The following is a 24,985-nucleotide window of genomic DNA, read 5'->3' as shown; positions in this document are numbered from 1 at the left end:
CGACGGCACGGACACCCACGGAAGGCACCCGCTTCATGGACGACGCGACGACACCGGGCGGGGCGACGGCGCGGACGGAGGAACTGCTGCGCGCCGGTGCCGTACTGCCGCCGGGCGCCACCGGGGCCGGCGACCGGGCCGTGCCCGTGGTCGCCCAGGCCTACCGGCGTCCCGGCCTCGACGGCCGGGTCGTCGTCCGCCTCACCACCGCCGACCAGGACGTGGAACCGGGCACCGGATTCCTCGGCCTGGAGCCCGAGGGCGAGCCGGTGGAGGTCGGCCTCGGGCGGCCCCGGGCCCTGGGCTTCCCCGAATGGATCCTGGTCCGTCATCCCGCGGACGGCCAGGCGGCCATGGCCGTCGCCGACGAGATGAACAAGGTGACGCGGACGGTGAGATCACGGCCGAAGAAGGCCCGCGCCACCTACGAGTCCATCGGGCAACGGCTCGCCGGATCCGTACCCCACTTCCTGCCGACCTTCTACGAGCAGGCCGGCCGGGTCTTCCTGGCCGCCGGCCAGAAGGCCTACGCGGCCCAGATGTTCGTCAACGCGCGCAAGGCCGAGACGGCGCACGCGCTGCCCTTCGACGAGGCACGCGTGGACGCCGTGTTCCTCGAGTTCGCCCTGGCCGACGCCGTGCCGACGAAGGTCCTCTCCAGCTACGCCAAGGGGCTGTCGGCCCGGGTGCCGGCCGCCACCGCGCTGCGGCACCTGCGCGGGCTCTTCGTCCGGCTCGCGGCCCACGGTGTGCCGCCGTCGAGCCCGGGCGCGACCGACCTGCGCCGGCTGGCGAAGGCCGTCGCGGGCAGGAACGCGCCGGCCGAGGAGATGGCCCACCTGCGCGAGATGCTGCCGCTGCCCGGCACGGCCAAGGCGCCGCCCGGCTGGTGGAAGGCCCACCGCGCGGCCCTGCTGGAACTGGCCCGGCGCGAGCCCGCCGTCCGCGGCACCCTGCTGGGGCTGCTGCCCACGGACTGGGAGCACGGAGAGCTGGCCCAGTGGCTGGACCTGCTGGAGAAGACCGGCGCCACCGCCGGACTGTGCGACGCCGGCCTGCCCGCCGAGGAGCGTTCCCCCGACGGCACGGCCGGCTGGACACGCCGGTTCCTCGACCTGTGCGGCACCGGCGGCCGGCACTCCGCGCCGGCGGAGCTGGCCCCGCTCGTCGACCGCATGGCCGGCACCCTCCGCTCCGAACTCCGCGCCGAGGGCGGCGCGTTGCCGCCTCCGCTCGGCGACGTCGACCTCCTCGACCAGCTCCTGGCCCTGCGCGTCCCGGTCGCGGACCCCGGGGACCGGAGCCGCCTCGACCTGGAGGGCTGGGCGGCCCGCGACGAGCGGCGGGACCTCCTCGCCCTGGAGGCCGACGCCCGTTTCCACGCCGCCTTCCGCCGCGGCTGCCCCACCTACGAGCGCGAGGGCATCGACAAACGCATCGTCACCACCCTCGCCGAGTCGCCCGGCGGACGGCCGATGCTCGCCGCCTGGGTGGCCGACGTCGCCCGGATGTACCTCACCGCGCGGCTGGGCGAGTTCACCCGCCACTCCGGGCCGTTCGAGACACTGAAGTGGCTGCCGGGCGAGGTCCTGGCGACCGCCGCGAAGGCGGTGCGCGACGCCCTGGGCACCGGCATGGCGCCGGCGCTCGCCCGCGCCCTGCGCACCGGGATCCTCGACGAGCTGGGCTGGCCCGCCTGGGAGGAGGCGGTCGGCTCGCCCGAGTCCCCGGCGGAAGCGCGCAGGACGGTCGTGGGGGAGGCCTGGCCGCACCTGATCGTCCTCGACCGCACGCACGCCTCGGTGATCGGCGCGGAGGGCACGGTGCTCCGCCACGAGCTGCGCCTCCCGGACGCGGGGGACCGATGGCGTCCCGACGTCCGGTACGTGGACGGCGGCCTGCTTCTCCCCTGGTACTCGTACGCCACCTCCAGCTCACACGGCTACTGGCACGACACCGACTCCCCGGTACCGGTCGAGGGAGACGTCCGCTACACCTACACCTGCCAGGCGGACGGCACCGGCGGGACGAACGGCATGCCGCCCGCCTCCCTGCCCCTGCCCGGCGGAGGCCGGACCACCGGCCACGGCGTGCTGCGGCGCGGGGACACCACCGGCATACCCGAGCGGCGGCCGGTGATCAGCGACGGCACCTCGTACTGGGTGTGGAACAGGGACTGGGCCGACGACACGAACAGCGTCTGGCACGCGTACGACCCGGCCGGCGACACCGTCGGGGAGCCCGGTGTGCCGGACTGGTTCGCCGAGGGCCTGCGCACCGCGCCGGAGGGAAGCGCCCTCGGCCCCGCCTGGCTGCTGCCCGCCCCCTCCGCCGAGCCGGGCCCGGTGGGCGTCCCGGTGGACGGGCTGATCGGCTGGCGTGTGATCACGCTGCCCGACGGTTCGCGGCGGGGGGAGGACCTGGCCGGACGCTCGGTCGCGCTGCCGTCCGGCGTGGGGGCGAACCCGGAGCACGCGCTGGTGTTCCCCGGCGGCGACCGGCCCCTCGCCGTGGTGCGGTGGTCGGCAAGCGACATCCGGCTGCTCGACCCCGAGGGCCGGGTGGTCGCCGAGGTCACGGGCGGCCACACGGCCGGCCCCTTCAGCGCGGGCACCGCCCTGCTGCCGCCCCTGCGGTACTGGCCCCTGCTCCGGCCCCGCGACCCGCGGGGGTCCGCGGCGCTTCGCGCGGTCGGCGAGGACACCGCGGCGGCCCTGCTGGCGGCGGCCGCGGCGGAGCCGCCCGGGGACGGGACGGACGCCCCGGACGTGCTGCCGGACCGGGTGCGCACCCTGCTGCCGCAGGTGGGCCACGAGGCCCTGCGCGCGGGCATCGCCGGGGTGGCGCGGTTCGCCGCGGACCAGCAGCGCGTCCTCGACGCGGCGCTCGCCCGGCTGGACTCGGCGGTCCAGGGAGAGACCCCGGAGGAACCACCGCCCGCGCTCGGCGACCGCCTCCTCGCGTCGGCGCTGAACGGCACCGGCCTCACCGAACGCGACCGGCGCTGGTACTACGACTCCCACCACCACCTCTTCGAACTGCCGCGGCTGCTCGCCCGGTCGACGCGCGGCGAGGCGGAGCCGGCCCCCGCGGGCCGCGTGCACGTGTCCCTGGACAAGCAGGGACCGCTGGAGCACCTGAACGCCCGGGCCCTGCCCGAACTGCCCGCCGTACTGGCCCTGCGGGCCGCGTCGGAGGCCACCGTCGAGGAGCATCGCCAGGCGCTCGACGCCTACCTGGCGGAACTGGACGCACAGGGACTCACGGAACCGGATCCCGCCCACTGGCGCCGGGTCCGGCTGGCACTGGACCACGCGCTGTTCACCGGGCCCGACGCCGTGCGGGGGTACACGAGGGCGACCGTGCTCGACCTGGGCGGTGGCGCGTTCCTCCTCTTCCCCGCCGACTGGTACAGGGTGGTCCCCGAGTACGGCCGGGCCGAGGGAAGGCACTACGGCGCCGTGTTCCACGACCCGTCCGGCCGCTTCGAGGTCCCCGACCCCTACACCCTGGTGTCCGCGGAGCCGTTCGTACCGGAACGGACCCGGCCACCGGGCTGGGCCGCGGCCTTCCGGGCCGAACTGGCCGAGCGCGGACCGGCGCCCTGGCACCCCGGGCCCGCCGAGGAGTTCGCCCGGCTCACCGGCGTCACCCCGACCACCGCCCGGCTCGTGCTGGCCGGCATGCCGCAGATCGACGACAAGCGCACGCCCGTGCCCTCACGGACACTGAAGACCCTCGGCGTGAAGTCGGCCGACGCCCGCGTGGCCAAGGACGAACTCAGGTCCCTCGACATGGACGCCCTGCGGGCCGTCGTGGCGGCCCTGCTGCCCACCGAACCGTCCCGGCTCTGGACGCACGGCCCCGACGCCGCCCGCGCGGCCTCGGTCTGGAACGAGCGGCTCGGCCGGCGCACACCCCTCCCCGAGGAGGTGCTCCACGACGCGGTCCGCACCGTCGAGCCCGTCGGCCGGGCACCGGCCGACACCCTGCGGGGCTTCGCCGACCTGGCCACCGAGCCCCGGCTGACCCGGGATCTGACCTGGACCTTCGGCCGGTACCGGGTCGAGCCGGAGGGGACGGCGCCCGGCTTCGACGGCGGCACTCTCAAGGGCGCGGTCGCCCTGGCCGCATGGCTCGCCCACCGCCTCCCTTCCGGGGACCCGCTCAGGGCCGCGCTGCCCGGCGTCCTGACGGCGCTGCGCGACCGGCTGGCCCACCCCGGTCTGCTGCTCGGTCTCGAGCGGAAGGCCGACTGGGAGGCCTTCCGGCGGGACGCCGGAGACCCCGAGGAGACCGGCGACGGTTTCGTGCGCCACGGAGCCGTCCTGTTCGGCACCGAGGGACCCGAGATCGTCCCCCCCGTCCGGCCGGCACTGCTGGACGCCACGGGCGACGACCCCCACCTGACGGCCCTGTCGGCCGGCGCCCGGCCGAACGCCCAGGAGACGGCCCTGCGCCTGGTCCACGACCCGCGCTTCGCCGAGCTCCTCGCCGAGGCCGACCCGGCGGCGGGCGGGCGCGACGCCGACGGCCGTTGGTGGCCGCAGGACCCCGCCCGCTCCGTGCCTGACCTGGTCGGCGAGGTGGCCGGCCGGCACGGCATCGGAGCGGACGCCGCGGTCCTCTACCTGATGCTGCTCGCCCTTCCCGACCCCACCGACCGCAACACCGCGCGCTGGACCGGCTGGGGCGGGCAGCGCGGGGGAACCGCCCGGCTCCGTGCCGCCCGCACGGAACTCGCGGCCACCGGCCTCGTGGTGGAGGGCAGCCGGCCCAAGGCGGGACGCTCGCTGTTCCTGCCCGGCGGGTGGGTCCGGCTCGCCAACCCGCACCTCCCGCTGGAGCGGTGGAAACTGCCGCTGTACGGCCTGCTCGACGGCGAGACGCCCGTCCTGGGCGTGGTCGTGCCCTTCCGGCCCGTCGCCGCCGTCTACCGCGAGGCCTGGCAGCGCGTCCGGGACGGGGACGCCCCGCGGCTGGAGGAACCGGAGGTGCCGCGCACCCGCGGGCGCCGCCGCTGAGTCCCGGCGCGGCGGGGGCCGGCCGTCCCCGTCACCGCAGCGGGGGCGGCCGCGGCGCCGGCGGGATTCGAACCCGCGGACAGGTGGGGGCAGGCCCGCCCCGCCCCGTCAGTCGGCGTGGACGGGGCCTCGTCCACGCCGATCGCGATGGGCCGCTCTGCCACGGCGCCGCAACCTGCGGAACCACGCGCGGCTCCGCTGCGGCCAGCGTAGGGACCCCACCCCGTACGGGCGAGCCGTTTGCCGTGCCCGTCGCCGTGCCGGCCCCGTGCGCGCCGACGCCGGCGGCCGCGGCAATACCGGCGGCCGTGCGCAGGCCGGCCGTGACCGCGGCCGTCCGGCCCCACGCACCCCACGTACCGGCGACTTTCACATCGGCGCCACCGGACCCTTCCCCGACGTTTCCCGGTCCTGGAACACTCCTTGCGCGCGCACTCCGTCACCGGCCCGGCACGGTCCGGCACGGCCCCCACCCCTCAGGCGAGAGGCACCCCACCCCATGCCCGATCCGAATCGGCGCCGTTTCCTCCAACTCGCGGGCGCCACGTCGGCGTTCGGCGCGCTGTCCGCGAGCATCGAGCGGGCCGCCGCGCTCCCGGCGAACCACCGCTCGGGAAGCATCGAGGACGTCGAGCACATCGTGGTCCTGATGCAGGAGAACCGTTCCTTCGACCACTACTTCGGTACGTTGCGGGGCGTCCGCGGCTTCGGCGACCCGCACCCGGTGACGCTGGACACCGGCAGGTCGGTGTGGCACCAGACCAAGGCCGACGGCACCGAGGTGCTGCCCTTCCACCCCGAGGCCGACGACCTCGGAATGCAGTTCCTCGAAGGCCTGCCGCACGGCTGGCCGGACGGACAGGCCGCCTACCACAACGGCAAGTACGACCGCTGGCTGCCTGCCAAGGGCACCACGACCATGGCGTATCTGACCCGCGAGGACATCCCCTTCCACTACGCGCTCGCCGACACCTTCACCGTCTGCGACGCCTACCACTGCTCCTTCATCGGCTCCACCGATCCCAACCGCTACTACCTGTGGTCGGGCCACACCGGCAACGACGGCACGGGCGGCGGTCCGGTCCTCGGCAACGACGAACGCGGCTACGACTGGACGACGTACCCCGAGCGGCTCGAGGCGGCCGGGATCTCCTGGAAGATCTACCAGGACATCGGCGACGGACTGGACGCGGCCGGCTCCTGGGGCTGGATCGGCGACGCCTACCGCGGCAACTACGGTGACAACTCCCTGCTGTACTTCAACGCGTACCGCGACGCCCGGCCCGGCGACCCGCTGTACGACAAGGCCCGCACCGGCACCGACGCCAGGCGGGGCGAGGGCTACTTCGACCGGCTCCGTGCCGACGTCAAGGCCGGGAAGCTGCCGCAGATCTCCTGGATCGCCGCCCCCGAGGCCTTCTCCGAACACTCCAACTGGCCCTCGAACTACGGCGCCTGGTACATCTCCCAGGTCCTGGACGCGCTCACCTCCAATCCGGCGGTGTGGGCGAGGACCGCCCTGTTCGTCACCTACGACGAGAACGACGGCTTCTTCGACCACGTGGTGCCTCCGCTGCCGCCCAAGTCCGCCGCGCAGGGCCTGTCCACCGTCGACGTGTCCCTCGACGTCTTCAAGGGCAGCGCCACGCACACCGAGGGCTTCTACGGGCTCGGACCGCGCGTGCCCATGCTGGTCGTCTCGCCGTGGAGCAAGGGCGGCTACGTCTGCTCCGAGACCTTCGACCACACCTCGGTCATCCGGTTCATGGAGCGCCGCTTCGGGGTGCGCGAACCCCAGATCTCCCCGTGGCGGCGCGCCGTCTGCGGAGACCTGACCTCCGCCTTCGACTTCTCCCGCCCGGACACCCGGCCCGCCCGGCTGCCGGACACCGACGCCTACGAGCCGCCGGACCGCGAACGCCACCCGGACTACCGTCCGGCACCCCCGGCCGACCCGGACATGCCCCGCCAGGAGCGCGGCCCGCGCCCCGCGCGCCCGCTGCGCTACGACCCGTACGCGGACGGCGCCGTGGATCCGGCGGCCGGGAGGTTCACGCTCACCTTCGCCTCCGGAGCCCGGGCGGGCGCCGCCTTCCTCGTCACCTCCGGCAACCGCGGCGACGGTCCGTGGACGTACACCACCGAGGCCGGCAGGAGCATCGCGGACACCTGGAACTCGGCGTACTCGGACGGGGCGTACGACCTGACCGTGCACGGCCCCAACGGCTTCCTGCGCGCCTTCCGGGGCGGCAACGGGGCCGCCGGACCCGAGGTCACCGCCCGGCACACCGGCGACGACGTCCGGCTGACCTTCACCAACGCCGGGTCCGGCACGGTCCGCCTCAGGGTCGCGGACGGCTACGGCGGCCCGGGCAGGACGGTCACCGTGCGCCCCGGCGCCACCGTGCGGCAGACCGTCGGCCTGGCGAGGAGCCGGCGCTGGTACGACCTGACCGTCACCGCCGAGGGCGACCCGGCCTTCCTGCGGCGCTTCGCCGGGCACGTCGAGAACGGGCGGCCGGGCGTGAGCGACCCGGCGATCGCCACGGTGTAGGCGTCACAGCCGAGTCAGGTGCCCCGGCCTCGGCTGCCGGGGCACCAGCACCGGCTCCGCCTCCGCCGCCACCCCGTCCGGCTCCGGCACCGGCATCCGCCCCGGCACGGCGGCGGTCGCCGGACGCCGGTCCTCGGGCGGCGGCGGCGTGGCCCGGCTGAGCTGGACCACGCCCCAGGCGGCCAGCGCCGCACCGGTCAGCGCGAGCAGCACCCCGGTCGGGCCGCCGCGCAGCCGCTCACCGAGCAACGCCACCCCGATCACCGCGGCGGCCACCGGGTTGGCCAGCGTCACCACCGCGAGCGGGGCGCCCAGGCCACCCCGGTAGGCCGTCTGGGCCAGCAGCAGCCCGCCCGCCGCGAAGCCCGCCACCAGCACCGCCACCCCGATCACCTGGACGCTGAGCAGGGGGCCCGAGCGGTCCGTGACAGCGACCGTGACCGTCTGGGTGAGCGCCGACGCGACCCCCGAGGCGACGCCGGACGCCGTCGCGTGCCGCAGGCCCGGCCGGGCACCGGGCCGCGACAGCAGGCCGATCAGCGCCGCCGTCGCACCGGAGACCGTCAGCGCCTCCGGCACGCTCAGCACGTCGTCGGGCGCGGGACCGGACGCCGTCAGCAGCAGCGCTCCCAGGCCGAGCAGCGTCAGTCCGGTGCCCCGCCACTCGACCGCGCTCACCCGGCGGCCCGCCAGCCGCGCCCCCAGCGGCACCGCCGCGACCAGGGTGAGCGCGCCGAGCGGCTGGACCACGGTGAGCGGGCCGTACTTGAGGGCCACGACGTGCAGCAGGGCGGCCGACGCGTTGAGCGCCACCGACCCCCACCAGGCGCCGCTGCTCAGCATGCGCAGCGCGCCGGACCCGGTGCTGCGTGCGGCCAGCCGCTCCTGGGCCACGGCCGCGGCGGCGTAGGCGACGGCGGAGACCAGGGACAGCAGGACGGCGATCAGCGCGGCGCTCACCGGCCCGCCCCCGCCAGTTCGTGCCGCTCCGTCCCGCACCGCCCGGTGCCGTGCCGCTCCGCCGGACGACGCCGCGGCACCGGCAGGCGGAGCGGGAGGGAGCGGCGGGCGCGGACCGTCCCGTGCGAGGGGCGGACGAGCGCGAGGACGACACCGAGCAGGGCGGCCGCCGCGATCACGTCGAGCCAGTAGTGGTTGGCGGTGCCCACGATCACCAGGAGCGTCACCAGCGGATGCAGCAGCCACAGCCACCGCCCGCGCGACCGGGTGGCGACGATCAGGCCGACCGCCAGCATCAGCGCCCACCCGAAGTGCAGCGAGGGCATCGCCGCGAACTGGTTCGACAACTGGTCGGTGCGCGGCGGACCGTACACCGAGGGCCCGAACACCCGGGCCGTGTCGATCAGGCCGGCCGCGCCCAGCATGCGCGGCGGGGCCAGCGGAAAGGCCAGGTGCAGCACCAGCGCGGCGCCGGTCACCGCCGTCAGCACCCTGCGGGCCCACACGTAGTGCGCGGGGCGCCGCAGATAGAGCCAGACCAGGAAGCCCACGGTTGCCGGGAAGTGGACGGCGGCGTAGTAGGTGTTCGCCACGTGGACCAGGGAGTCGCCGTGCAGCAGCAGGGACTGCACCGCTCCCTCGTCGGGCAGCCGCAGCGCCCGCTCCCAGTCCCACACGTGGTGCGCGTTGCGGAAGGCCTCGTCGGTGTGGCCCGTAGCCAGCCGGCGGCCGAGCTTGTAGACGAGGAAGAGCCCTGCGACGAGCAGGAGTTCACGGACGAGTGGCGGGCGCGCGGGCGCGTCCGGCTCCGCTTCTGCAGGCCAGGTGCGGGCATTCATCCCCAAGGCCCCTTCGCTGACGGTGGTGCGTGCGGTGGTGCGGGCCGGACCGACGACCCGCCGGGATACGGCGACGTCGTCGGGCCGGGGGGCGAGTGACGGTTCTCATCGATACGACCCCGTTCCGATACGTCAGTGTACCGATACGATTGTGTACCGGTACACTGGCGTATCGATAGACATGGGACACACTGGAACACGGGTCGCTCGACCCTTGCTGCAGTGCCGCTGCAACCCGAGTGAGGAGCAGAGCATGACGTCGCAGGCTGCGGACCGACCGGACACGGTCGGTGCCTCGCGCCGCTCCAAGATCACGCCCGAGCGTGAGCAGGAGTTCTTCGACGCCGTGCTCGAACAGATCCGTGAATGCGGCTACGACGCCGTGACCATGGAGGGGATCGCGGCCAGCACGCGGTGCAGCAAGTCCACGCTCTACCGGCAGTGGAAGACCAAGCCGCAGTTCGTGGCGGCGGCCCTGCGCTCCAGCCGGCGGGTGCGCTTCGCCGGCATCGACACCGGGGCGCTCGCCGAGGACCTGCGCCAGGCGGCCCGGGCCGCGGCCCAGTGGTCGGGCAAGGACACGCTGCTCCAGGCGCTCGGCCACGCGGTCATGCAGGACCCGGAGCTCCAGCGCGCGCTGCGCGAGGCGCTGATCGAGCCGGAGATCGCCGCGCTGCGGGAGATACTGCGGCGCGGGGTCGAGCGGGGAGAGGTCCCCGCGGGCCACCCGGCGCTGGAGTTCGTGCCGGCCCAGATGTTCGGTGCCCTGCGGATGCGGCCCGTCATCGAGGGCGAGTACGCCGACGCGGACTACCTGGTCCGGTTCGTGGAGGCCGTCGTGCTGCCGGCGCTCGGCCTGCCCTGAGACTCAGGTCGCCGTCCACGGGATGACTGGACGGTGGCCTGCCCGCGCCGCACCGTGGGGACGGGGGCGGCGCGCACCCCCGGCCGGGTGGGGAGCCCTTTGAGCGGAAGGGCGCCCCGCCCGGCCGACCGACGTTCCGCGGGGCGGCCGGTCAGACGTCCTGGCCGCTGCCGCCGCCGGAGGACACCTCGATGCCCTTGGTGATCTCGTCGATCACCGTCTGCTGCCCCTCGGTGTCGACACCGAAGCGGACGACGACGATGCGCTTGGCGTCGGCCGGCGACGGGAAGGCGAGCGACTCCACATAGCCGTCGGAGCCCTTGCTGGTGACCGCCTTCCAGCGGACCAGGTAGCCCTTCTGCCCGGCCACCGTCACCGCCTCGGAGGCCAGTTCCTGGTGCGAGGTGATCCCGCCGTAGGACTTGCCGCCGTACGACTCCTCCGCGTTCGCCGCGATGTCCGCCTTCGCGACCTCCTCCGCGGTGGTGCCCTTGGTACCGAGCACCATCGCCGGCGCCGAGTAGGCGCCGCCCTTGGTGCAGGTGGCGGAGGTGTCGCCCGGGCACTTGTAGGTGTCGTCGGAGGTCACCGTCGCGCCGACCGACAACTGCTGGCCCGACCAGCCGTCCGGGACGGGCAGGCTGATCCCGCTGACCGGGTCCGGCACCGACCCGCTGTCGATCGTGGGCGGCTCCGACCGGCCCGGCGAGTCCGGCTCGGACGGCCGGCCGTCCCCGCCGTCGCCGGAGCCGGGCCCCTCCTGCTGCCGGGACGCCGTGCCGCCGCCGGTGGATCCGTCGTCGTCGGCCAGCACGTACACACCGGCGCCGATGGCGGCCAGGACGGCCACGGCGGCCGCGACGGCTATCCCGGTGCGCAGTCCGCGCCGCCGGCCGGACGGCGGCTGGACGGGATACCCCGGATAGCCCGGGTGCACCGGATAGGGCCCGGGCGCGGCGCCGTACGAACCGGGCGCGGCGTCGTACGAACCGGGCGCGGGGAGTTGCGGCCCGGGAGCCGCGTCCTGCGGTCCGGTCCCGGCGTCGTGCGGCCCGGTCGCCGGCGGCGTGCCGGGCCCCCACGCGGCGGCCGGACCCGTGGGGCGGACCTGGTCCGTCCACGCCTTGCCGTCCCACCAGCGCTCGGTGGCGGGACCGTCACTTGTCTGCCCGGGGTCCGGGTACCACCCGGGAGGAGTCACCTGCGTCATGGCCCCACCGTATGAGGCGTCGGTGAAAGCGGGATGAGAGACCCCGCGACGGCCCCCGCTCCCGCGGCCGTCGGCGCACGTCCAAGGCCGCTCCGCCGGTGACGGGCGCGGAGCCCACGCCGGTGTCTTACCGCATGTCACCTGTCGCGGCAACTGCTGCCCCGACCGTCCACCACCGGAGCGATCGGGCCGCTAGGCTCGACCCCGGTACGTCGTTCGGGCGACTGGGGAGGTAGCGGGATGACGGAGGTACGGCCCACGGCCGCCGCCTCGGCCTCCCTGTGGGAGCGCGACGAGGAAGTCGCCGCCATCACAAGGGCGGTGGACACCCTGTGCGCGGACCGCTCGTCCTCCGGCACCCTGTTGGTGTGCCGGGGCGAGGCGGGACTGGGCAAGACCGCGCTGCTGGCCGAGACCCGCCGCATCGCCGAGGCCCGCGGCTGCACCGTCTGGTCCGCGCGCGGCGGCGAGACCCTGCGCTCCGTCCCCTTCAACGTCGTACGGCAGTTGCTGCAGCCGGCCCTCGTGTCCATGCTCCCGGAGGAGGCACGCGAGTACCTCGGCGACTGGTACGACATCGCCGGCCCCGCCCTCGGCATAGCCGAACCCGGCGAACGGCAGGCCGACCCGCAGGGCGTGTGCGACGGGCTGGTCGCCGCCGTGCGCCGGCTGGCCCGCCGGGAGTGGCCGCTGGTCCTGCTCGTGGACGACGTCCACTGGGCCGACCAGGAGACCCTGCGCTGGCTGGCCGCGCTCGCCGGGCGCCTCGACGAGACCTCCGCCCTCATGGTGATCGCCCACCGTCCCGGCGACGTCACCGGCGACAGCGCCCGCCACCTGGACACCGTGGAGGCCGCCGGCCGGCCCCTCGCCCCGCTCAGCGCCCTCACCCCGGAGGCGACGGCCGGACTCACCCGCGCCACCGTGGGCGCCCACGCCGACAGCGCGTTCTGCCGCGAGGTGTGGGCCGTCACCGACGGCAATCCCTACGAGACCGTCGAACTGCTCGCCAAGGTCAAGGACAGCGAACTGGAGCCGGTCGAGGCCCGGGCCGCCGAACTGCGCGCCCTGAACCGCTCCGCCCGCGGCGGCGGACTCGTCGCCCGCCTGGAGCAACTCGGCATCGACGCCACCCGGTTCGCCTGGGCCGCCGCGATCCTCGGCACCGGCATCACCGTCGACATGGTGGCCCGGCTCGCCACCCTCGACCGCGGCGACGCCGCCCGCTGCGCCGAACTGCTCGGCGCGGCCCGCATCGTCACCACCCCCGACCCGGCCTCCGGACGAGTGGCCGACGGGGACCTGGAGTTCGTCCACCCGCTGATCGCCACCGCCGTCTACAACTCCATCCCCGACGCGCTGCGCCGTGCCATGCACGGCATCGCGGCCCAGCTCGTCGCCGACTCCGGACTCGGCGCCGCCGCCGCCTCCCGCCACCTCCTCCAGGTCCACCCCGACGACGACCAGGACGTCGTCCGGCAGTTGCGCGACGCCGCCCGCGAGCACCTCGCAGTCGGCGCTCCTGACGCCGCCCGGCGCTGCCTCGAACGAGCATTCGAGGAACCGCCGCTGCCCGAAGCGCACGCGCGCGTCCTCTACGAACTCGGCTGCGCCACCCTGCTCACCGCCCCCGCCACCACCATCGGGCACCTGCGTACCGCCCTCGCCATGCCCGGCCTCGACGGCGACGAACGCGTCGACGCCGTCTTCCGGCTCTCCCAGGCCCTCCTCCACAACGACCAGCTGGAGGAGGCCGTCCGCACCGTCGAGGCGGAGTCCCTCCGCACCCCGGACCCGTCCGCGCGGCTGCGCCTCCAGGCCGTCCAGTACATGTGGGAGGGCATCCACGCCGGCGAGACCGCCTCGCCCGGCCGCTCCGCGCGCCTCGCCGAACTCGCCGCGACCTGCACCGGCCGCGACAACGCCGAACGCGCCCTGCTCATCCTGCGCGGCTTCGACGCCATGACCCACGGGGAGAGCGCCGAGGAGGTCGTCGAACTGTGCGACCGCGCCCTCGTCAACGGCCGCCTCGCCCCCGGACTCGGCTGGACCGACACCGAGTGGGGCCTGGAACTGCCCATGATGCTGGCCAGCGCCTACGCCTACTGCGACCGGCTCGACCGCGCCGAGGCCCTGTTCACCGAAGCGCTGCGCGCCTACGAGACCGCGGGCTGGAGCGGCGGCCACCTCGCCCTCGCGCACGCCTACGTCGGGCTGGGCCACCGCAGGCGGGGCCGTCTGCGGGAGGCCGAGGAGTCCCTGCGGGCGTCGCTGCGCATCGCCGAGCGCGTCGGCCGCGGCCTGCCGCTGTACTGGTCGGCGATCTGCAACCTGATCGACACGCTGCTCGCCCGCGGCCACGTCGAGGAGGCCCGTTCGCTCGCCGACCAGTACGGCTTCGCCCCGCCCTACCCGTCCACGATCGTGCTGCCCGACCCCCGTACCGTCCGCGGCCGGCTGCTGCTCGCCACCGGCCGCACCAAGGACGGCGTCAACGAACTGGAGGCCGCCGAGAAGGCCGCCGCCGCGCGCGGCCGGCACAACCCGGTGGTGGTCCCCTGGGCGACCGACCTCGCCCGCGCCCTCGCCGCCGAGGACCCCGGCCGCGCCGCGCGACTGGCCTCCGACGCGCGCCGCCAGGCCGAGCGCTTCGGCACCGACACCGCCATAGGGGAGGCCCTGCGCTGCGCCGCCGCCCTGGAGACGGGCCAGCGCGCGGTCCGGCTCGCCGCCCAGGCGGTCGCCTACCTGGAGTCCTCGCCCTGCCAGTACGAACACGCCGCGGCCCGCGTCGAGTACGGCATCGCGGCCCGCTCGGGCGCCGAGCTCGAACGGGGGCTGGCGCTGGCGCGTTCGTGCGGTTCGGACGGGCTGGTGGCGAAGGCCCGCGAGGCCATGGCCGCACTCGTGGGCTGAACCGCCGGCTCAGCCCGCCGCGCCGTCCTCCTCGGCCAGCACCCGCTGGGCCGTCGCGAACGCCGAGTTCGCCGCCGGCACCCCGCAGTACACGGCCGTCTGGAGCAGTACGGCGCCGATCTCGTCCGGGGTGAGCCCGTTGCGGCGGGCCGCCCGCACGTGCATGGCCAGCTCCTCGTAGTGGCCGTGCGCCACCAGCGCCGTCATCGTGACCATGCTGCGCTCGCGGCGCGAGAGCGTGTCGTCGGTCCAGATCTCACCCCAGGCGTAGCGCGAGATGAAGTCCTGGAAGCGGGCGGTGAACGGCGTCTGCCGTCCCTGCGCCCGGTCCACGTGCGCGTCGCCCAGTACCTCGCGCCGCACCGCCATGCCCCGCTTCGCGCCCCCGTCGAAGTGCCCGCGCAGCGCGGTCAGCACCGCCTCGGGCCGCTCGGCGGGCGCCAGGTGCGAGGCACCCGGGATCTCCACCAGCGCCGCGCCGGGCACCCCGTCGGCGATCTCCCGCAGGTGCGCGGGCGGCGTGGCCGGGTCCTCGCGCCCGGCGATCAGCAGCGTGGGCGCGGAGATCTCGCCGAGCCGGTCCCGCAGGTCGAACGCGGCCAACGCGTCGCAGCACGCGGCGTAGGCCCCGGGGTCGGCCTCCCGGTGGTCCCGCACCAGCCCGGGCACCGTGAACCCGGGCGTGAACCACCGCGCGTCGGCACTTCCGGCGAGTTCCTCCAGCCCGTCCGCGCGCACCAGCGCGGCCCGTTCCTCCCACGGCTTCGCGCCGCCGAAGTGCGCCGACGAGCAGACGACGGCCAGCGACGACACCCGTTCCGGATGGTGCACGGCCAGGTGCAGGCCCACCGCACCGCCCAGGGACACGCCCGCGTAGGCGAACCGTCCGACGCCGAGCGAGTCGGCGAGCTCCAGCACCAGGCCGGCGAGGTCGCCGACGGTGGCGCCGGGCCCGATCAGGCCGGCCGCCGAACCGCCGTGCCCCGGCAGGTCCCAGCGGATCACCCGGTGCCCGATGGACAGCTCGGGCGCCACCGCGTCCCACAGCGCGTACGAGGTGCCCAGCGAGGGTCCGAGCAGCAGCGGTGGAGCGGAGGCGGGGCCTTCGGTCAGGTGGTTGAGCATGGTCAACGTCGCTCCAGGGCACGGTCGGTCAAGGCTCCGGCGGAGCCGGTGTAGCGGGCCGGGTCGGTCGGTCCGTCGAGGTCGAGGCCCTGCAACTCCGGTACCTCGGAGAGCAGTTCGCCGAGACTGCGGTCCTCGGTGTGGGTGCGCAGGGCGAGTTCGCCGAGCAGCTCCTTGGCACGGGCCCGCCCGAGCAGCGGCGCCAGCTCGGCGGAGAGCCGCTCGGACACGACCAACCCGTGGGTGAGGCCGAGGTGCGCGCGCATCGCGTCCGGGCGCACCCGCAGCCCCTCGGTCAGCTCGGCGGTGTCGCGTGCCGCTCCGCCGGCCAGCCGCAGCAGGTCCCGCAGCGGCTCCCACTCGGCGTGCCAGGCCCCGGCGGGACGCTCGTCCTCGGCGGCCAGGGAGCCGTACAGCGTGGCCGCGAGCTGCGGCGCGCGCCGGGCCGCCGCCGCGATCAGCGTGGAGCGCACCGGGTTGGCCTTGTGGGGCATCGCCGACGACCCGCCGCCGCTGCCCTCGGCGACCTCGCCGATCTCGGTGCGGGAGAGCGTCAGCACGTCCACGGCGATCTTCCCGAGGGCCCCGGCGGTGAAGGCGAGGCAGCCGGCGAGGTCGGCGACCGGGGTGCGCAGGGTGTGCCAGGGCAACAGCGGTGCGCGAAGGCCCAGTTCGTGGGCGTACGCCTCGGGCAGTGCGGTCGCGTCCTCGGCGCCGTACGCCCCGAACGCCGCCAGCGTGCCCGCCGCGCCGCCGAGCTGGGCGGGCAGCGCGCCGCGCACGGCCGTGATCCGGTCCCGCGCGTCGAGCACCAGCGTGCGCCATCCGGCCGCCTTCAGCCCGAAGGTCGTCGGCACGGCGTGCTGGGTCAGCGTCCGGCCCGGCATCGCCGTGTCCCGGTGCTCGGCCGCCAGCCGGGCCAGCGCCCGCTCCGCGCGGGTGAGGTCTGGCAGCAGCAGGTCCAGGGTGCGGGCGGCGACCAGCATCGTCGCGGTGTCCATGATGTCCTGGCTGGTCGCGCCCCGGTGCACGTACGGCCCGTGGTCCTCGCCGACCGCCTCGGTCAGGTCCGCGACCAGCGGGATCACCGGGTTGCCGCCGCGGCGGGCACGCGCGGCCAGGGAGACCACGTCGAAGCGGGCCGGGTCGGCGGCCCCGGTCACCGCGGCCGCCGCATCGGCGGGGGCGAGCCCCAGCCCGGCCTGGGCCCGGGTCAGCGCGGCCTCCGCGTCGAGCAGGGCCCGCAGGAAGGCGCGGTCGTCGGCCGCGCCGGCGGCCGGCGAGCCCGCCCACCCGGGGGCGAGCAGGCCGGCGTCGGGAGCTGATGTCACTGGAACTCCAGGAAGACCGTTTCGCCTTCGCCCTGAAGGCGGATGTCGAAACGGTACGTGCCGTTGCCCTCGTCCCCGGCGATCAGCGTGTCCCGGCGCTCCGCGTCCAGCCCGGACAGCAGCGGGTCGGCGGCCGCCGCGGCGTCGTCGCCCGGGAGGTAGATCCGGGTGAACAGGTGCACCAGCAGTCCGCGCGCGAACACGCACACACTGAGGTAGGGCGCGTTCCGGCCGCGCGCGCCGGGGCGCAGCGTCCGCACGTACCAGTGTCCGTCGGCGTCCGTCTGGACGCGGCCGAAGCCGGTGAACTCCACGCCGTTTCGGCCCAGGAAGCCGCCGGAGGCGGGGTCGCGCCGCATCGAGCCGTCGGCGGTGGGCACCCTGCCGTCCGGGTCCGGCCCCCACACCTCCAGCAGGGCGTCGGGCAGCGGACTGCCCTCGCCGTCGTACACGTACCCGTGCACGGTGACGGTGTCCGGGTGCCCGAGGGGTGCGATCTCCTCGCCGCCGCGGAAGGGCAGCGCGTAGCCGTAGAACGGGCCGACCGTGTGCGACGGGGTGGGCGGCACGTTCTTTGGGCCGCTGGTGTCGGTCTGCGTCATGGCGGTCAGCGTCCTTCCTCGATCCAGGTGGCGTTCGGGCCGTCGAGCACGATGTCCCAGTGGTAGCCGAGGGAGAACTCGGGCACGGACAGGCTGTGGTCGTAGGCCGCGATCAGCCGCTGCCGGGCGGCGTCGTCGGTCACCGACTGCAGGATCGGGTCGTACGGGAACAGCGGGTCGTTGGGGAAGTACATCTGCGTCACGAGCCGCTGGGTGAAGGCCGAGCCGAACACCGAGAAGTGGATGTGGGCCGGACGCCAGGCGTTGACGTGGTTGCGCCAGGGATAGGGGCCGGGCTGGATGGTGGTGAAGCGGTAGAAGCCGGCGTCGTCGGTGAGCGTGCGGCCCACGCCGGTGAAGTTCGGGTCCAGCGGGGCGTCGTGCTGCTCGCGCTGATGGGCGTAGCGGCCGGCCGAGTTGGCCTGCCAGATCTCCACGAGCTGCCCGCGCACGGGCTTGCCGGCGCGGTCGAGCAGGCGGCCGGAGACGGTGATGCGCTCGCCGACGGGCTCGCCGGTGTGCTGCCGGGTCAGGTCGTTGTCGATGCCTGTGAGGTCGCGCTCGCCGAAGGCGGGGGAGGACAGCTCCACCAGCTCCGGGTCCCGGCTGACGTCGATGTTGACCGGCGGCTGCTTGGGGTGGCGCAGCACGGAGGACCGGTAGGGGGCGTAGTCGCGGCGCGGGTGGTGCTCGACGGGAGCGCCGTCGGCGACCCGCTTCTCGTAGGCGGCGTGCTCGGCCGCGATCTCCGCGTCGATGTCGTGCTGGGTGAGAGTCATGGGGTTTCCCGTGGGTGACTGGCGGGCGAGGGCGAGGGCGAGGGCGAGGGCGAGGGCGCGGTGCCGCGGGCCGGTCGCCGGGAACCGGCGGTGGAGACGTCCCTCACCGGGCCCCCTCCGCGACGGCGAGCCGGGCGGCGGTCCTGGCGACGACCTCGTCGGTGCTCACGCCCGGGGCGGTCTCCACCAGGACCAGACCGCCGGCGGTGACGTCGAGGACGCCGAGGTCGGTGATGATCCGGTTCACGCACGCCTTGCCGGTGAGCGGCAGCGCGCACTCCTCGACGATCTTGGGCGAGCCGTCCTTGGCGTTGTGGGTCATCACCACGATGACCGTGCGCGCGCCGTGGACGAGGTCCATGGCCCCGCCGATGCCGGTGATCATCTTGCCCGGGACGGCCCAGTTGGCCAGGTCGCCGGCGGCGGAGACCTGCATCGCGCCGAGCACGGCGACGTCGATGTGCCCGCCGCGGATCATCGAGAACGACAGCGCCGAGTCGAAGAAGGCGGCGCCCGGCAGGACCGTGACGGTCTCCTTGCCGGCGTTGATCAGATCGGGGTCGACCTGGTCCTCGGTGGGGTACGGGCCGGTGCCCAGGATGCCGTTCTCGGACTCAAGGATCACCTCCACGCCCTCGGGGAGGTGGTTCGGGATCAGCGTCGGCAGGCCTATGCCGAGGTTGACGTACTGTCCGTCCCGCAGCTCGCGCGCGGCCCGCGCGGCCATCTGTTCACGTGTCCAGGCCATCAGGAACGCACCGTCCCCCGTGCCGGGGGCGCGGAGACCGTGCGCCGCTCGATCTTCTTGTCGGCGGCCTGCTCGGGGGTCAGCGCGACGACGCGCTGCACGAAGATCCCCGGCAGGTGCACGGCGTCCGGGTCGATCTCGCCGGGCTCCACCAGCTCCTCGACCTCGGCGACGGTGATCCGGCCCGCCATGGCCGCCAGCGGGTTGAAGTTCCGCGAGGACCCGGCGAACACCAGATTGCCGTGCCGGTCGCCCTTGGCCGCTCTGACCAGGGCGAAGTCGGTGCGTATGCCGCGCTCCAGCACGTACTCCTCCCCGTCGAACTCACGGACCTCCTTCGGCGGCGACGCCAGCGCGACACCGCCGGAGCCGTCGTAGCGCCACGGCAGCCCGCCCTCGGCGACCTGTGTGCCGACGCCCGCCGGCGTGTAGAAGGCGGGGATGCCGGCACCGCCGGCCCGCAGCCGTTCGGCCAGCGTGCCCTGCGGGATCATCTCCACCTCGAGCTCACCGCCGAGATACTGCCGTGCGAACTCCTTGTTCGCCCCGATGTAGGACCCGGTCACCCGGGCGATGCGGCCCGCGGCCAGCAGGACGGCCAGCCCCGAGTCCATCGCGCCGCAGTTGTTGGAGACGACCGACAGTCCGTCCACCTCGCGCTCGAAGAGCGCCTCGATCAGCACGTTCGGCACGCCGCCGAGTCCGAAACCGCCCACGGCGAGCGATGCGCCGTCCGGTACGTCGGCCACCGCCTCACCGGCGGTGGCCACCACCTTGTCCATCCGAGAAGCCCCATCTCTTCCGAGCGCCCCGGGATCCGCGACCGCGCAATTAATCAGGGCACTGAGTATTTCAGCGAGGTGGCCCACACGCTGCCATCGGACGGCCGGGGCGTCAAGACCTCGAAAAGTGCAAGGTAGATCGCGTGGACGGGCCCCGGGTGAAGCGGCGCCGGCCGATGTATCGTCAGTGCACCGACGAATCTCGCCGCAGGGGAGCGCACATGGCCGCGGTCGACCTGACCACCCACCCCGGGCATCTGGCCCGGCGGCTGCAGCAGGCGCACCACCTGCTGTGGAACACGATGGTCTCCGAGGAGACGACCTCGCCGCAGTTCGCGGTCCTCAACGCGCTCGTCGCCGAACCGGGCCTCGACCAGCGCACCGTGGGGGAGCGGGTGGGGCTCGACCGGTCCACCATCGCCGAAGTGATCAGCCGGCTGGACCGCCGCGGACTGCTCGGCAAGGTCCGCGATCCGCAGGACGGCCGCCGCTTCCTGCTGCGCCTGACGGACGAGGGCCTGCGCGTCCACCGCCGGCTGGGCGTGCGGACGGCCCGGATGAACCAGGTCTTCCTCGCCCCGCTCTCCGGCGCGGAACAGGCCGTGTTCTTCGACCTCGTCCAACGGGTCGCGGACGCCGCCGAGGGCCTCCGCAACCCGTCCGGGCCCGTGGTGGCCCCCGGCTGATCAGGGCGTCGCGGTGAACACCACCCAGACGGGGCCCTCGGCGAGGTTCACCGGCGAGCCGTCCCGGGCGGTGAAGGCCGTGCCCTCCTCGGCCGCGCCGCGCTTCCACGTCACGTCGTAGGCGCGCCCGTCGCGCAGCACCTCCGCCGCCCCGGAGCCCACCGACGCCACGTACGGCGAGTTGTTGCCGCGGAAGTCCCCGAAGGCGGACCGGCGCACCGTCACGTGCTGGACGACGACCGTCGCCGGTTCCGGACGCCCGCCGCCGGCCGCGGGGACCGGGTCGCCGTCCATGGAGATCAGCCAGCGGCCCCGGTCCGCCGACCAGGTGAAGGTGAAGCTCGCCGCCGGATAGCGCACCGTGCGCGAGGTCTCGGCCCGGCCGCCACCGGGAGCCTCGCCGTAGTGGTAGCCCGTGGTCAGCGCGGCGGCGCCCGGGGGTGAGGACAGCAGCCGGTCCGGCCGCAGGTAGAGGTTGTGCGGGGCGGGGCGGCCGTCGTCGCGGACGTAGGCGTCGGGCGCCCGGTCCGGCGACTCGGCCCGCAGGGGCGCCCGGTCGATCACCGGGAGCAGCTTGCTCTGCGCGCCGGAGAACGCGAGCTCCGGCCGGTCGAACTGGCGCAGCAGCTCCAGGTCGGACTCGCGGGCGCTGCGAACCGGTCCGACCGACTCCGGCAGCCTGGTGGCGTAGACCGCCATGAGGCGGCTCAGGCCGCCCTCCACCGGTTCCACGTAGACGACGTCCGCGGCGTCCAGCCCCTTCTGCGGCCGGGCCGCGGGCGCGTTGTCGACCTTGACGGCGAGCACCGGGCCCGTGCCGGGCGTGCCCTGGGTGTGCGACCGCTCCGGGTGCGGTGCCCGGCCGTCGTCCTCGCTCGCCGGCGGCGCGGTGCAGCCCGCCGCCAGCGCGGCCGTCACCGCCGCGGCCAGCAGTACCGGCACGGTGCCGGCCCGTGCGCCGCGCCGCACGGCACGGTCCCGTTCGCGCGTCCTGTGTCGCATTCCGACCACCCGCCCACCCGATTGATGACTTTGATTGTCCGCTTATGAAGGCGTTTATGGCCATACCCGACTGAATCTGACAACGCACCCGGAATCCACTGTTCGGCCGAACCGGCGGGCGGTTCGGCCGGGGCGGCCCTGGGTACCCGGCCGCGACGCAGGAACGATGCGCACGCGGCGACGGAGGGAGCGCGAGGCGATGAAGGCAGTTGTCTGGCAGGGCAAGCGGGACGTGCGGGTCGAGGACGTGCCCGACCCGAAGATCCAGGAGCCGACGGACGCGGTCATCCGCGTCACCTCCAGCGGGTTGTGCGGCTCCGACCTGCACCTCTACGAGGTGCTGACACCGTTCATGACACCCGGCGACATCCTCGGCCACGAACCCATGGGCATCGTGGAGGAGGTCGGGTCCGAGGTGACCGGGCTGAAGCCCGGGGACCGGGTCGTCGTGCCGTTCCAGATCGCGTGCGGGCACTGCTACATGTGCGGTACCGGGCTGCCGACCCAGTGCGAGACCACGCAGGTCAAGGGCGAGGGCATGGGAGCCCCGCTGTTCGGCTACACCCGCCTGTACGGCGCGGTGCCCGGCGGCCAGGCCGAGTATCTGCGCGTCCCGCAGGCCCAGTTCGGACCGATCAAGGTGCCGGAGGGACCCGCCGACGACCGCTTCGTCTACCTCTCCGACGTCCTGCCCACCGCATGGCAGGCGGTCGAGTACGCCTCCGTCCCGCAGGGCGGCACCGTCGCCGTGCTCGGGCTCGGCCCCATCGGCGACATGGCCTGCCGCGTCGCCCGCCTCAAGGGCGCCGGACGCGTGTTCGGCATCGACCTGGTGCCGGAACGGCTGGAGCGGGCCCGGGCGCGGGGCGTGGAGACGTACGACCTGCGGGCCTTCGACAACGAGAAGGAACTGGTCGCCGCCATCCAGGACGAGACCGGGGGCCGCGGCCCCGACGCCGTCATCGACGCCGTCGGCACCGAGGCGCACGGCAGCACCGTGGCCAAGCTGGTCCAGCAGTCCGCGGCCGTGATGCCCCGGGCCATCGGCGGCCCGCTCGCGGAGCGCTTCAGCGTCGACCGGCTCGCGGCCCTGTACACCGCGATCGACCTGGTGCGGCGCGGCGGCACCATCTCGCTGAGCGGCGTCTACGGCGGCATGGCCGACCCGATGCCGATGCTCACCCTGTTCGACAAGCAGATCCAGATGCGGATGGGGCAGGCCAACGTGCGCCGCTGGAGCGACGAGATCGTCCCGTATCTCACGGACGAGGACCCGCTCGGCGTCGACGACTTCGCCACCCACCGGGTCCCGCTCGCCGAGGCGCCGCGCGCGTACGAGATGTTCCAGAAGAAGCAGGACGGAGCGGTCAAGGTGCTCATGAAGCCGTAGCGCTCAGGGGCCCCCGAGGATCTCCGCCAGGTCGTAGCGGACCGGTTCCTCCAGCTGGGCGTAGGTGCAGCTCTCCGGCGTGCGGTCCGGGCGCCAGCGGCGGAGCCGGGCCGTGTGCCGGAAGCGCGCCCCGTTCTCCATGTGGTCGTACGCCACCTCGACCACGCGCTCCGGCCGCAACGGCACCCAGGACAGGTCCTTCTTGCCCGACCAGCGGCTGGGCGCGCCGGGCAGCCGCGCCGACTCGTGCGCCGCCTCCTCCGCCCAGGCGGCCCACGGGTGCCCCCGGACGTCGTCCATGCGCAGCGGCTCCAGCTCCTCCACCAGCTCGGCGCGGCGCTTCATGGAGAACGCGGCGCTCACCCCGACGTGCTGGAGCCGGCCCCGGTCGTCGTACAGGCCCAGCAGCAGGGAACCGACCACGGGTCCGCTCTTGTGCAGGCGGTAGCCGGCGACGACGACGTCCGCCGTCCGCTCGTGCTTGATCTTGAACATGGCCCGCTCGTCCTGCCGGTAGCGCAGGTCGGGCGGCTTGGCCACGATGCCGTCCAGACCCGCCCCCTCGTACTGCTCGAACCACTGCCGGGCCACCTCGATGTCGTCCGTCGCCGGGGCCACGTGCACCGGCGGCGTGACCCCCGACAGCGCCCGGACCAGCAGCTCCCGCCGGTCGGTGAGCGGCACGTCGAGCAGCGACTCGTCGTCCAGCGCCAGCAGGTCGAAGGCGACCAGCGAGGACGGCGTCCGCTCGGCCAGCATCCGCACCCGGGAGTCCGCCGGGTGGATCCGCTCGGTCAGCGCGTCGAAGTCCAGGTGTCCCTCCCGCGCGATCACGATCTCCCCGTCCACCACGCACCGCTGCGGCAACCGCTCCCGCACGGCCTCCACCAGCTCCGGGAAGTACCTGGTCAGCGGCTTCCCCGTCCGGCTGCCGAACTCCACCTCGCTGCCGTCGCGGAACACGATCACCCGGAAGCCGTCCCACTTCGCCTCGTACCGCATGCCCGGCGGGATCTTCGCCACGGACTTGGCGAGCATCGGCTTCACGGGCGGCATGACGGGAAGATCCATGCCCCGATTCTGCGCGTACCCCGCACCGAATGCGCGATATGCGAACTGCGCGGGGTAGGCCTACCGTGGCTCGCATGGCGGAAGCGGTGGAACTGGAGACGGACGGGCGGACCGTACGGCTGTCCAGCCCGGGCAAGGTGTTCTTCCCGGAGCACGGCTACACCAAGCTGGACGTCGCCCGCTACTACCAGGCGGTCGCCCCCGGCATCCTGCGCGCCCTGCGCGACCGGCCCACCACCCTGGAGCGCTACCCCGACGGGGTCACGGGCGAGTGGTTCTACCAGAAGCGCGCCCCCAAGGGCATGCCCGACTGGATCCCCACCGCGCACATCACCTTCCCCAGCGGACGCAGCGCCGACGAGATGTGCCCCACCGAACAGGCCGCGGTCGTGTGGGCCGCCCAGTACGGCACCCTCACCTTCCACCCCTGGCCCGTGCGCCGCGACGACGTCGACCACCCCGACGAACTGCGCATCGACCTGGATCCCCAGCCCGGCACCGATTACGACGACGCGGTCCGCGCCGCGCACGAACTGCGGGCGGTGCTGGAGGAGTTCGGGGGCCTGCGCGGCTGGCCGAAGACCTCCGGCGGGCGCGGCATCCACGTCTTCGTGCCGATCGAGCCGCGCTGGACCTTCACCCAGGTGCGCCGCGCCGCCATCGCCGTCGGGCGGGAGCTGGAGCGGCGGATGCCGGACCGGGTCACCATCAAGTGGTGGAAGGAGGAACGCGGCGAGCGCATCTTCGTCGACTACAACCAGACCGCCCGGGACCGCACCATCGCCTCCGCCTACTCCGTGCGCCCCCGGCCGCACGCCCCCGTCTCCGCGCCGCTGCGCTGGGACGAGGTCGGTGTCGCGCACCCGCGGGACTTCGACATCACGACCATGCCCGCGCGCTTCGCCGAACTCGGCGACGTGCACGCGGACATGGACGATCACGCCTACTCCCTCGACGCCCTGCTGGACCTGGCGACGAAGGACGAGCACGACCACGGACTCGGTGATCTGCCGTACCCGCCCGAGTATCCGAAGATGCCGGGAGAACCCAGGCGGGTACAGCCGAGCCGGGCGAAGAAGCCCGTCTCAGGAGCGGAGTGAG

At 74.5% G+C, this 24,985-nt stretch carries 18 protein-coding genes and 1 tRNA gene; 7 read left to right on the top strand and 12 right to left on the bottom strand.

Translation table 11 applies throughout. The annotated features are described in order from the left end of the window. The first annotated feature begins 35 nt into the window (after window positions 1-35). A complete protein-coding gene (locus ACFWJB_RS09435) occupies window positions 36-5,024 on the top strand; it encodes a DNA-binding protein (protein ID WP_386921470.1) in 4,989 nt (1,662 codons plus the stop codon). Between the two features lie 52 nt (window positions 5,025-5,076). On the opposite strand, the gene ACFWJB_RS09430 is transcribed toward ACFWJB_RS09435, so the two are convergent. Continuing rightward, window positions 5,077-5,194 (bottom strand) — tRNA-Arg (locus tag ACFWJB_RS09430). A gap of 329 nt (window positions 5,195-5,523) precedes the next feature. On the opposite strand from ACFWJB_RS09430, the gene ACFWJB_RS09425 reads away from it, so the two are divergent. Continuing rightward, window positions 5,524-7,578 (top strand): phosphocholine-specific phospholipase C, encoded by a 2,055-nt coding sequence (locus ACFWJB_RS09425; RefSeq protein ID WP_386921306.1) that lies wholly within the window; start codon window positions 5,524-5,526, stop codon window positions 7,576-7,578. A gap of 3 nt (window positions 7,579-7,581) precedes the next feature. Here ACFWJB_RS09425 and ACFWJB_RS09420 read toward each other — a convergent pair whose 3' ends face one another. After that, window positions 7,582-8,538 (bottom strand): hypothetical protein, encoded by a 957-nt coding sequence (locus tag ACFWJB_RS09420; protein ID WP_386921304.1) that lies wholly within the window; start codon window positions 8,536-8,538, stop codon window positions 7,582-7,584. Next, window positions 8,535-9,377, bottom strand: a complete 843-nt coding sequence (locus tag ACFWJB_RS09415) for a phosphatase PAP2 family protein (protein ID WP_386921302.1) — start codon at window positions 9,375-9,377, stop codon at window positions 8,535-8,537. The genes ACFWJB_RS09420 and ACFWJB_RS09415 overlap by 4 nt, the downstream gene beginning before the upstream one ends. Before the next feature lie 253 nt (window positions 9,378-9,630). Here ACFWJB_RS09415 and ACFWJB_RS09410 point away from each other — a divergent pair, with 253 nt between their 5' ends. Beyond that, window positions 9,631-10,242: a TetR/AcrR family transcriptional regulator gene (locus ACFWJB_RS09410; protein WP_385460864.1), complete on the top strand. Its 612-nt coding sequence runs from the start codon at window positions 9,631-9,633 to the stop codon at window positions 10,240-10,242. Between the two features lie 151 nt (window positions 10,243-10,393). Here the strand turns inward: ACFWJB_RS09410 and ACFWJB_RS09405 are convergent, their stop codons facing one another. Further along, window positions 10,394-11,452, bottom strand: a complete 1,059-nt coding sequence (locus ACFWJB_RS09405; protein ID WP_386921300.1) for a DUF2510 domain-containing protein — start codon at window positions 11,450-11,452, stop codon at window positions 10,394-10,396. A gap of 240 nt (window positions 11,453-11,692) precedes the next feature. On the opposite strand from ACFWJB_RS09405, the gene ACFWJB_RS09400 reads away from it, so the two are divergent. Continuing rightward, on the top strand, window positions 11,693-14,368 hold the full coding sequence (locus tag ACFWJB_RS09400; protein ID WP_386921298.1) for an ATP-binding protein: 2,676 nt from the start codon (window positions 11,693-11,695) through the stop codon (window positions 14,366-14,368). A 9-nt stretch (window positions 14,369-14,377) separates the two neighbouring features. On the opposite strand, the gene pcaD is transcribed toward ACFWJB_RS09400, so the two are convergent. The 6 genes from pcaD to ACFWJB_RS09370 form a co-directional block, all read right to left on the bottom strand. Beyond that, the gene (gene pcaD / locus ACFWJB_RS09395) at window positions 14,378-15,493 is read right to left on the bottom strand and encodes a 3-oxoadipate enol-lactonase (RefSeq protein ID WP_386921296.1); all 1,116 of its coding nucleotides are present in this window, start codon (window positions 15,491-15,493) and stop codon (window positions 14,378-14,380) included. Between the two features lie 2 nt (window positions 15,494-15,495). After that, a complete protein-coding gene (gene pcaB / locus ACFWJB_RS09390; protein ID WP_386921294.1) occupies window positions 15,496-16,824 on the bottom strand; it encodes a 3-carboxy-cis,cis-muconate cycloisomerase in 1,329 nt (442 codons plus the stop codon). Next, the gene (gene pcaG / locus ACFWJB_RS09385) at window positions 16,821-17,426 is read right to left on the bottom strand and encodes a protocatechuate 3,4-dioxygenase subunit alpha (RefSeq protein WP_386921292.1); all 606 of its coding nucleotides are present in this window, start codon (window positions 17,424-17,426) and stop codon (window positions 16,821-16,823) included. Before pcaG ends, pcaB begins: the two co-directional genes overlap by 4 nt. A gap of 5 nt (window positions 17,427-17,431) precedes the next feature. Beyond that, window positions 17,432-18,205 (bottom strand): protocatechuate 3,4-dioxygenase subunit beta, encoded by a 774-nt coding sequence (gene pcaH / locus ACFWJB_RS09380; protein WP_385460849.1) that lies wholly within the window; start codon window positions 18,203-18,205, stop codon window positions 17,432-17,434. 103 nt (window positions 18,206-18,308) lie between these two features. Beyond that, a complete protein-coding gene (locus ACFWJB_RS09375; RefSeq protein ID WP_385460846.1) occupies window positions 18,309-18,953 on the bottom strand; it encodes a CoA transferase subunit B in 645 nt (214 codons plus the stop codon). Beyond that, window positions 18,953-19,735 (bottom strand): CoA transferase subunit A, encoded by a 783-nt coding sequence (locus tag ACFWJB_RS09370; RefSeq protein ID WP_386921289.1) that lies wholly within the window; start codon window positions 19,733-19,735, stop codon window positions 18,953-18,955. Before ACFWJB_RS09370 ends, ACFWJB_RS09375 begins: the two co-directional genes overlap by 1 nt. 221 nt (window positions 19,736-19,956) lie before the next feature. On the opposite strand from ACFWJB_RS09370, the gene ACFWJB_RS09365 reads away from it, so the two are divergent. Beyond that, complete coding sequence (locus tag ACFWJB_RS09365; RefSeq protein WP_385460843.1) at window positions 19,957-20,421, top strand: MarR family winged helix-turn-helix transcriptional regulator; 465 nt, start codon at window positions 19,957-19,959, stop codon at window positions 20,419-20,421. Here ACFWJB_RS09365 and ACFWJB_RS09360 read toward each other — a convergent pair whose 3' ends face one another. Further along, window positions 20,422-21,423 (bottom strand): DUF3048 domain-containing protein, encoded by a 1,002-nt coding sequence (locus ACFWJB_RS09360; protein WP_386921287.1) that lies wholly within the window; start codon window positions 21,421-21,423, stop codon window positions 20,422-20,424. It abuts the gene before it with no gap. A 199-nt stretch (window positions 21,424-21,622) separates the two neighbouring features. On the opposite strand from ACFWJB_RS09360, the gene ACFWJB_RS09355 reads away from it, so the two are divergent. Next, window positions 21,623-22,813: a zinc-dependent alcohol dehydrogenase gene (locus ACFWJB_RS09355; protein WP_386921285.1), complete on the top strand. Its 1,191-nt coding sequence runs from the start codon at window positions 21,623-21,625 to the stop codon at window positions 22,811-22,813. A gap of 3 nt (window positions 22,814-22,816) precedes the next feature. Here the strand turns inward: ACFWJB_RS09355 and ACFWJB_RS09350 are convergent, their stop codons facing one another. Further along, window positions 22,817-23,884, bottom strand: coding sequence for an ATP-dependent DNA ligase (locus ACFWJB_RS09350; RefSeq protein WP_386921283.1), 1,068 nt, complete (start codon window positions 23,882-23,884; stop codon window positions 22,817-22,819). 74 nt (window positions 23,885-23,958) lie between these two features. On the opposite strand from ACFWJB_RS09350, the gene ligD reads away from it, so the two are divergent. Further along, window positions 23,959-24,984 (top strand): non-homologous end-joining DNA ligase, encoded by a 1,026-nt coding sequence (ligD, locus tag ACFWJB_RS09345; protein ID WP_386921281.1) that lies wholly within the window; start codon window positions 23,959-23,961, stop codon window positions 24,982-24,984. Window position 24,985: the final 1 nt, after the last annotated feature.

The organism is Streptomyces sp. NPDC127100 (genome assembly GCF_042724095.1).
Lineage (GTDB): Bacteria > Actinomycetota > Actinomycetes > Streptomycetales > Streptomycetaceae > Streptomyces.
This window is presented reverse-complemented; position numbering and strand designations above follow the sequence as displayed.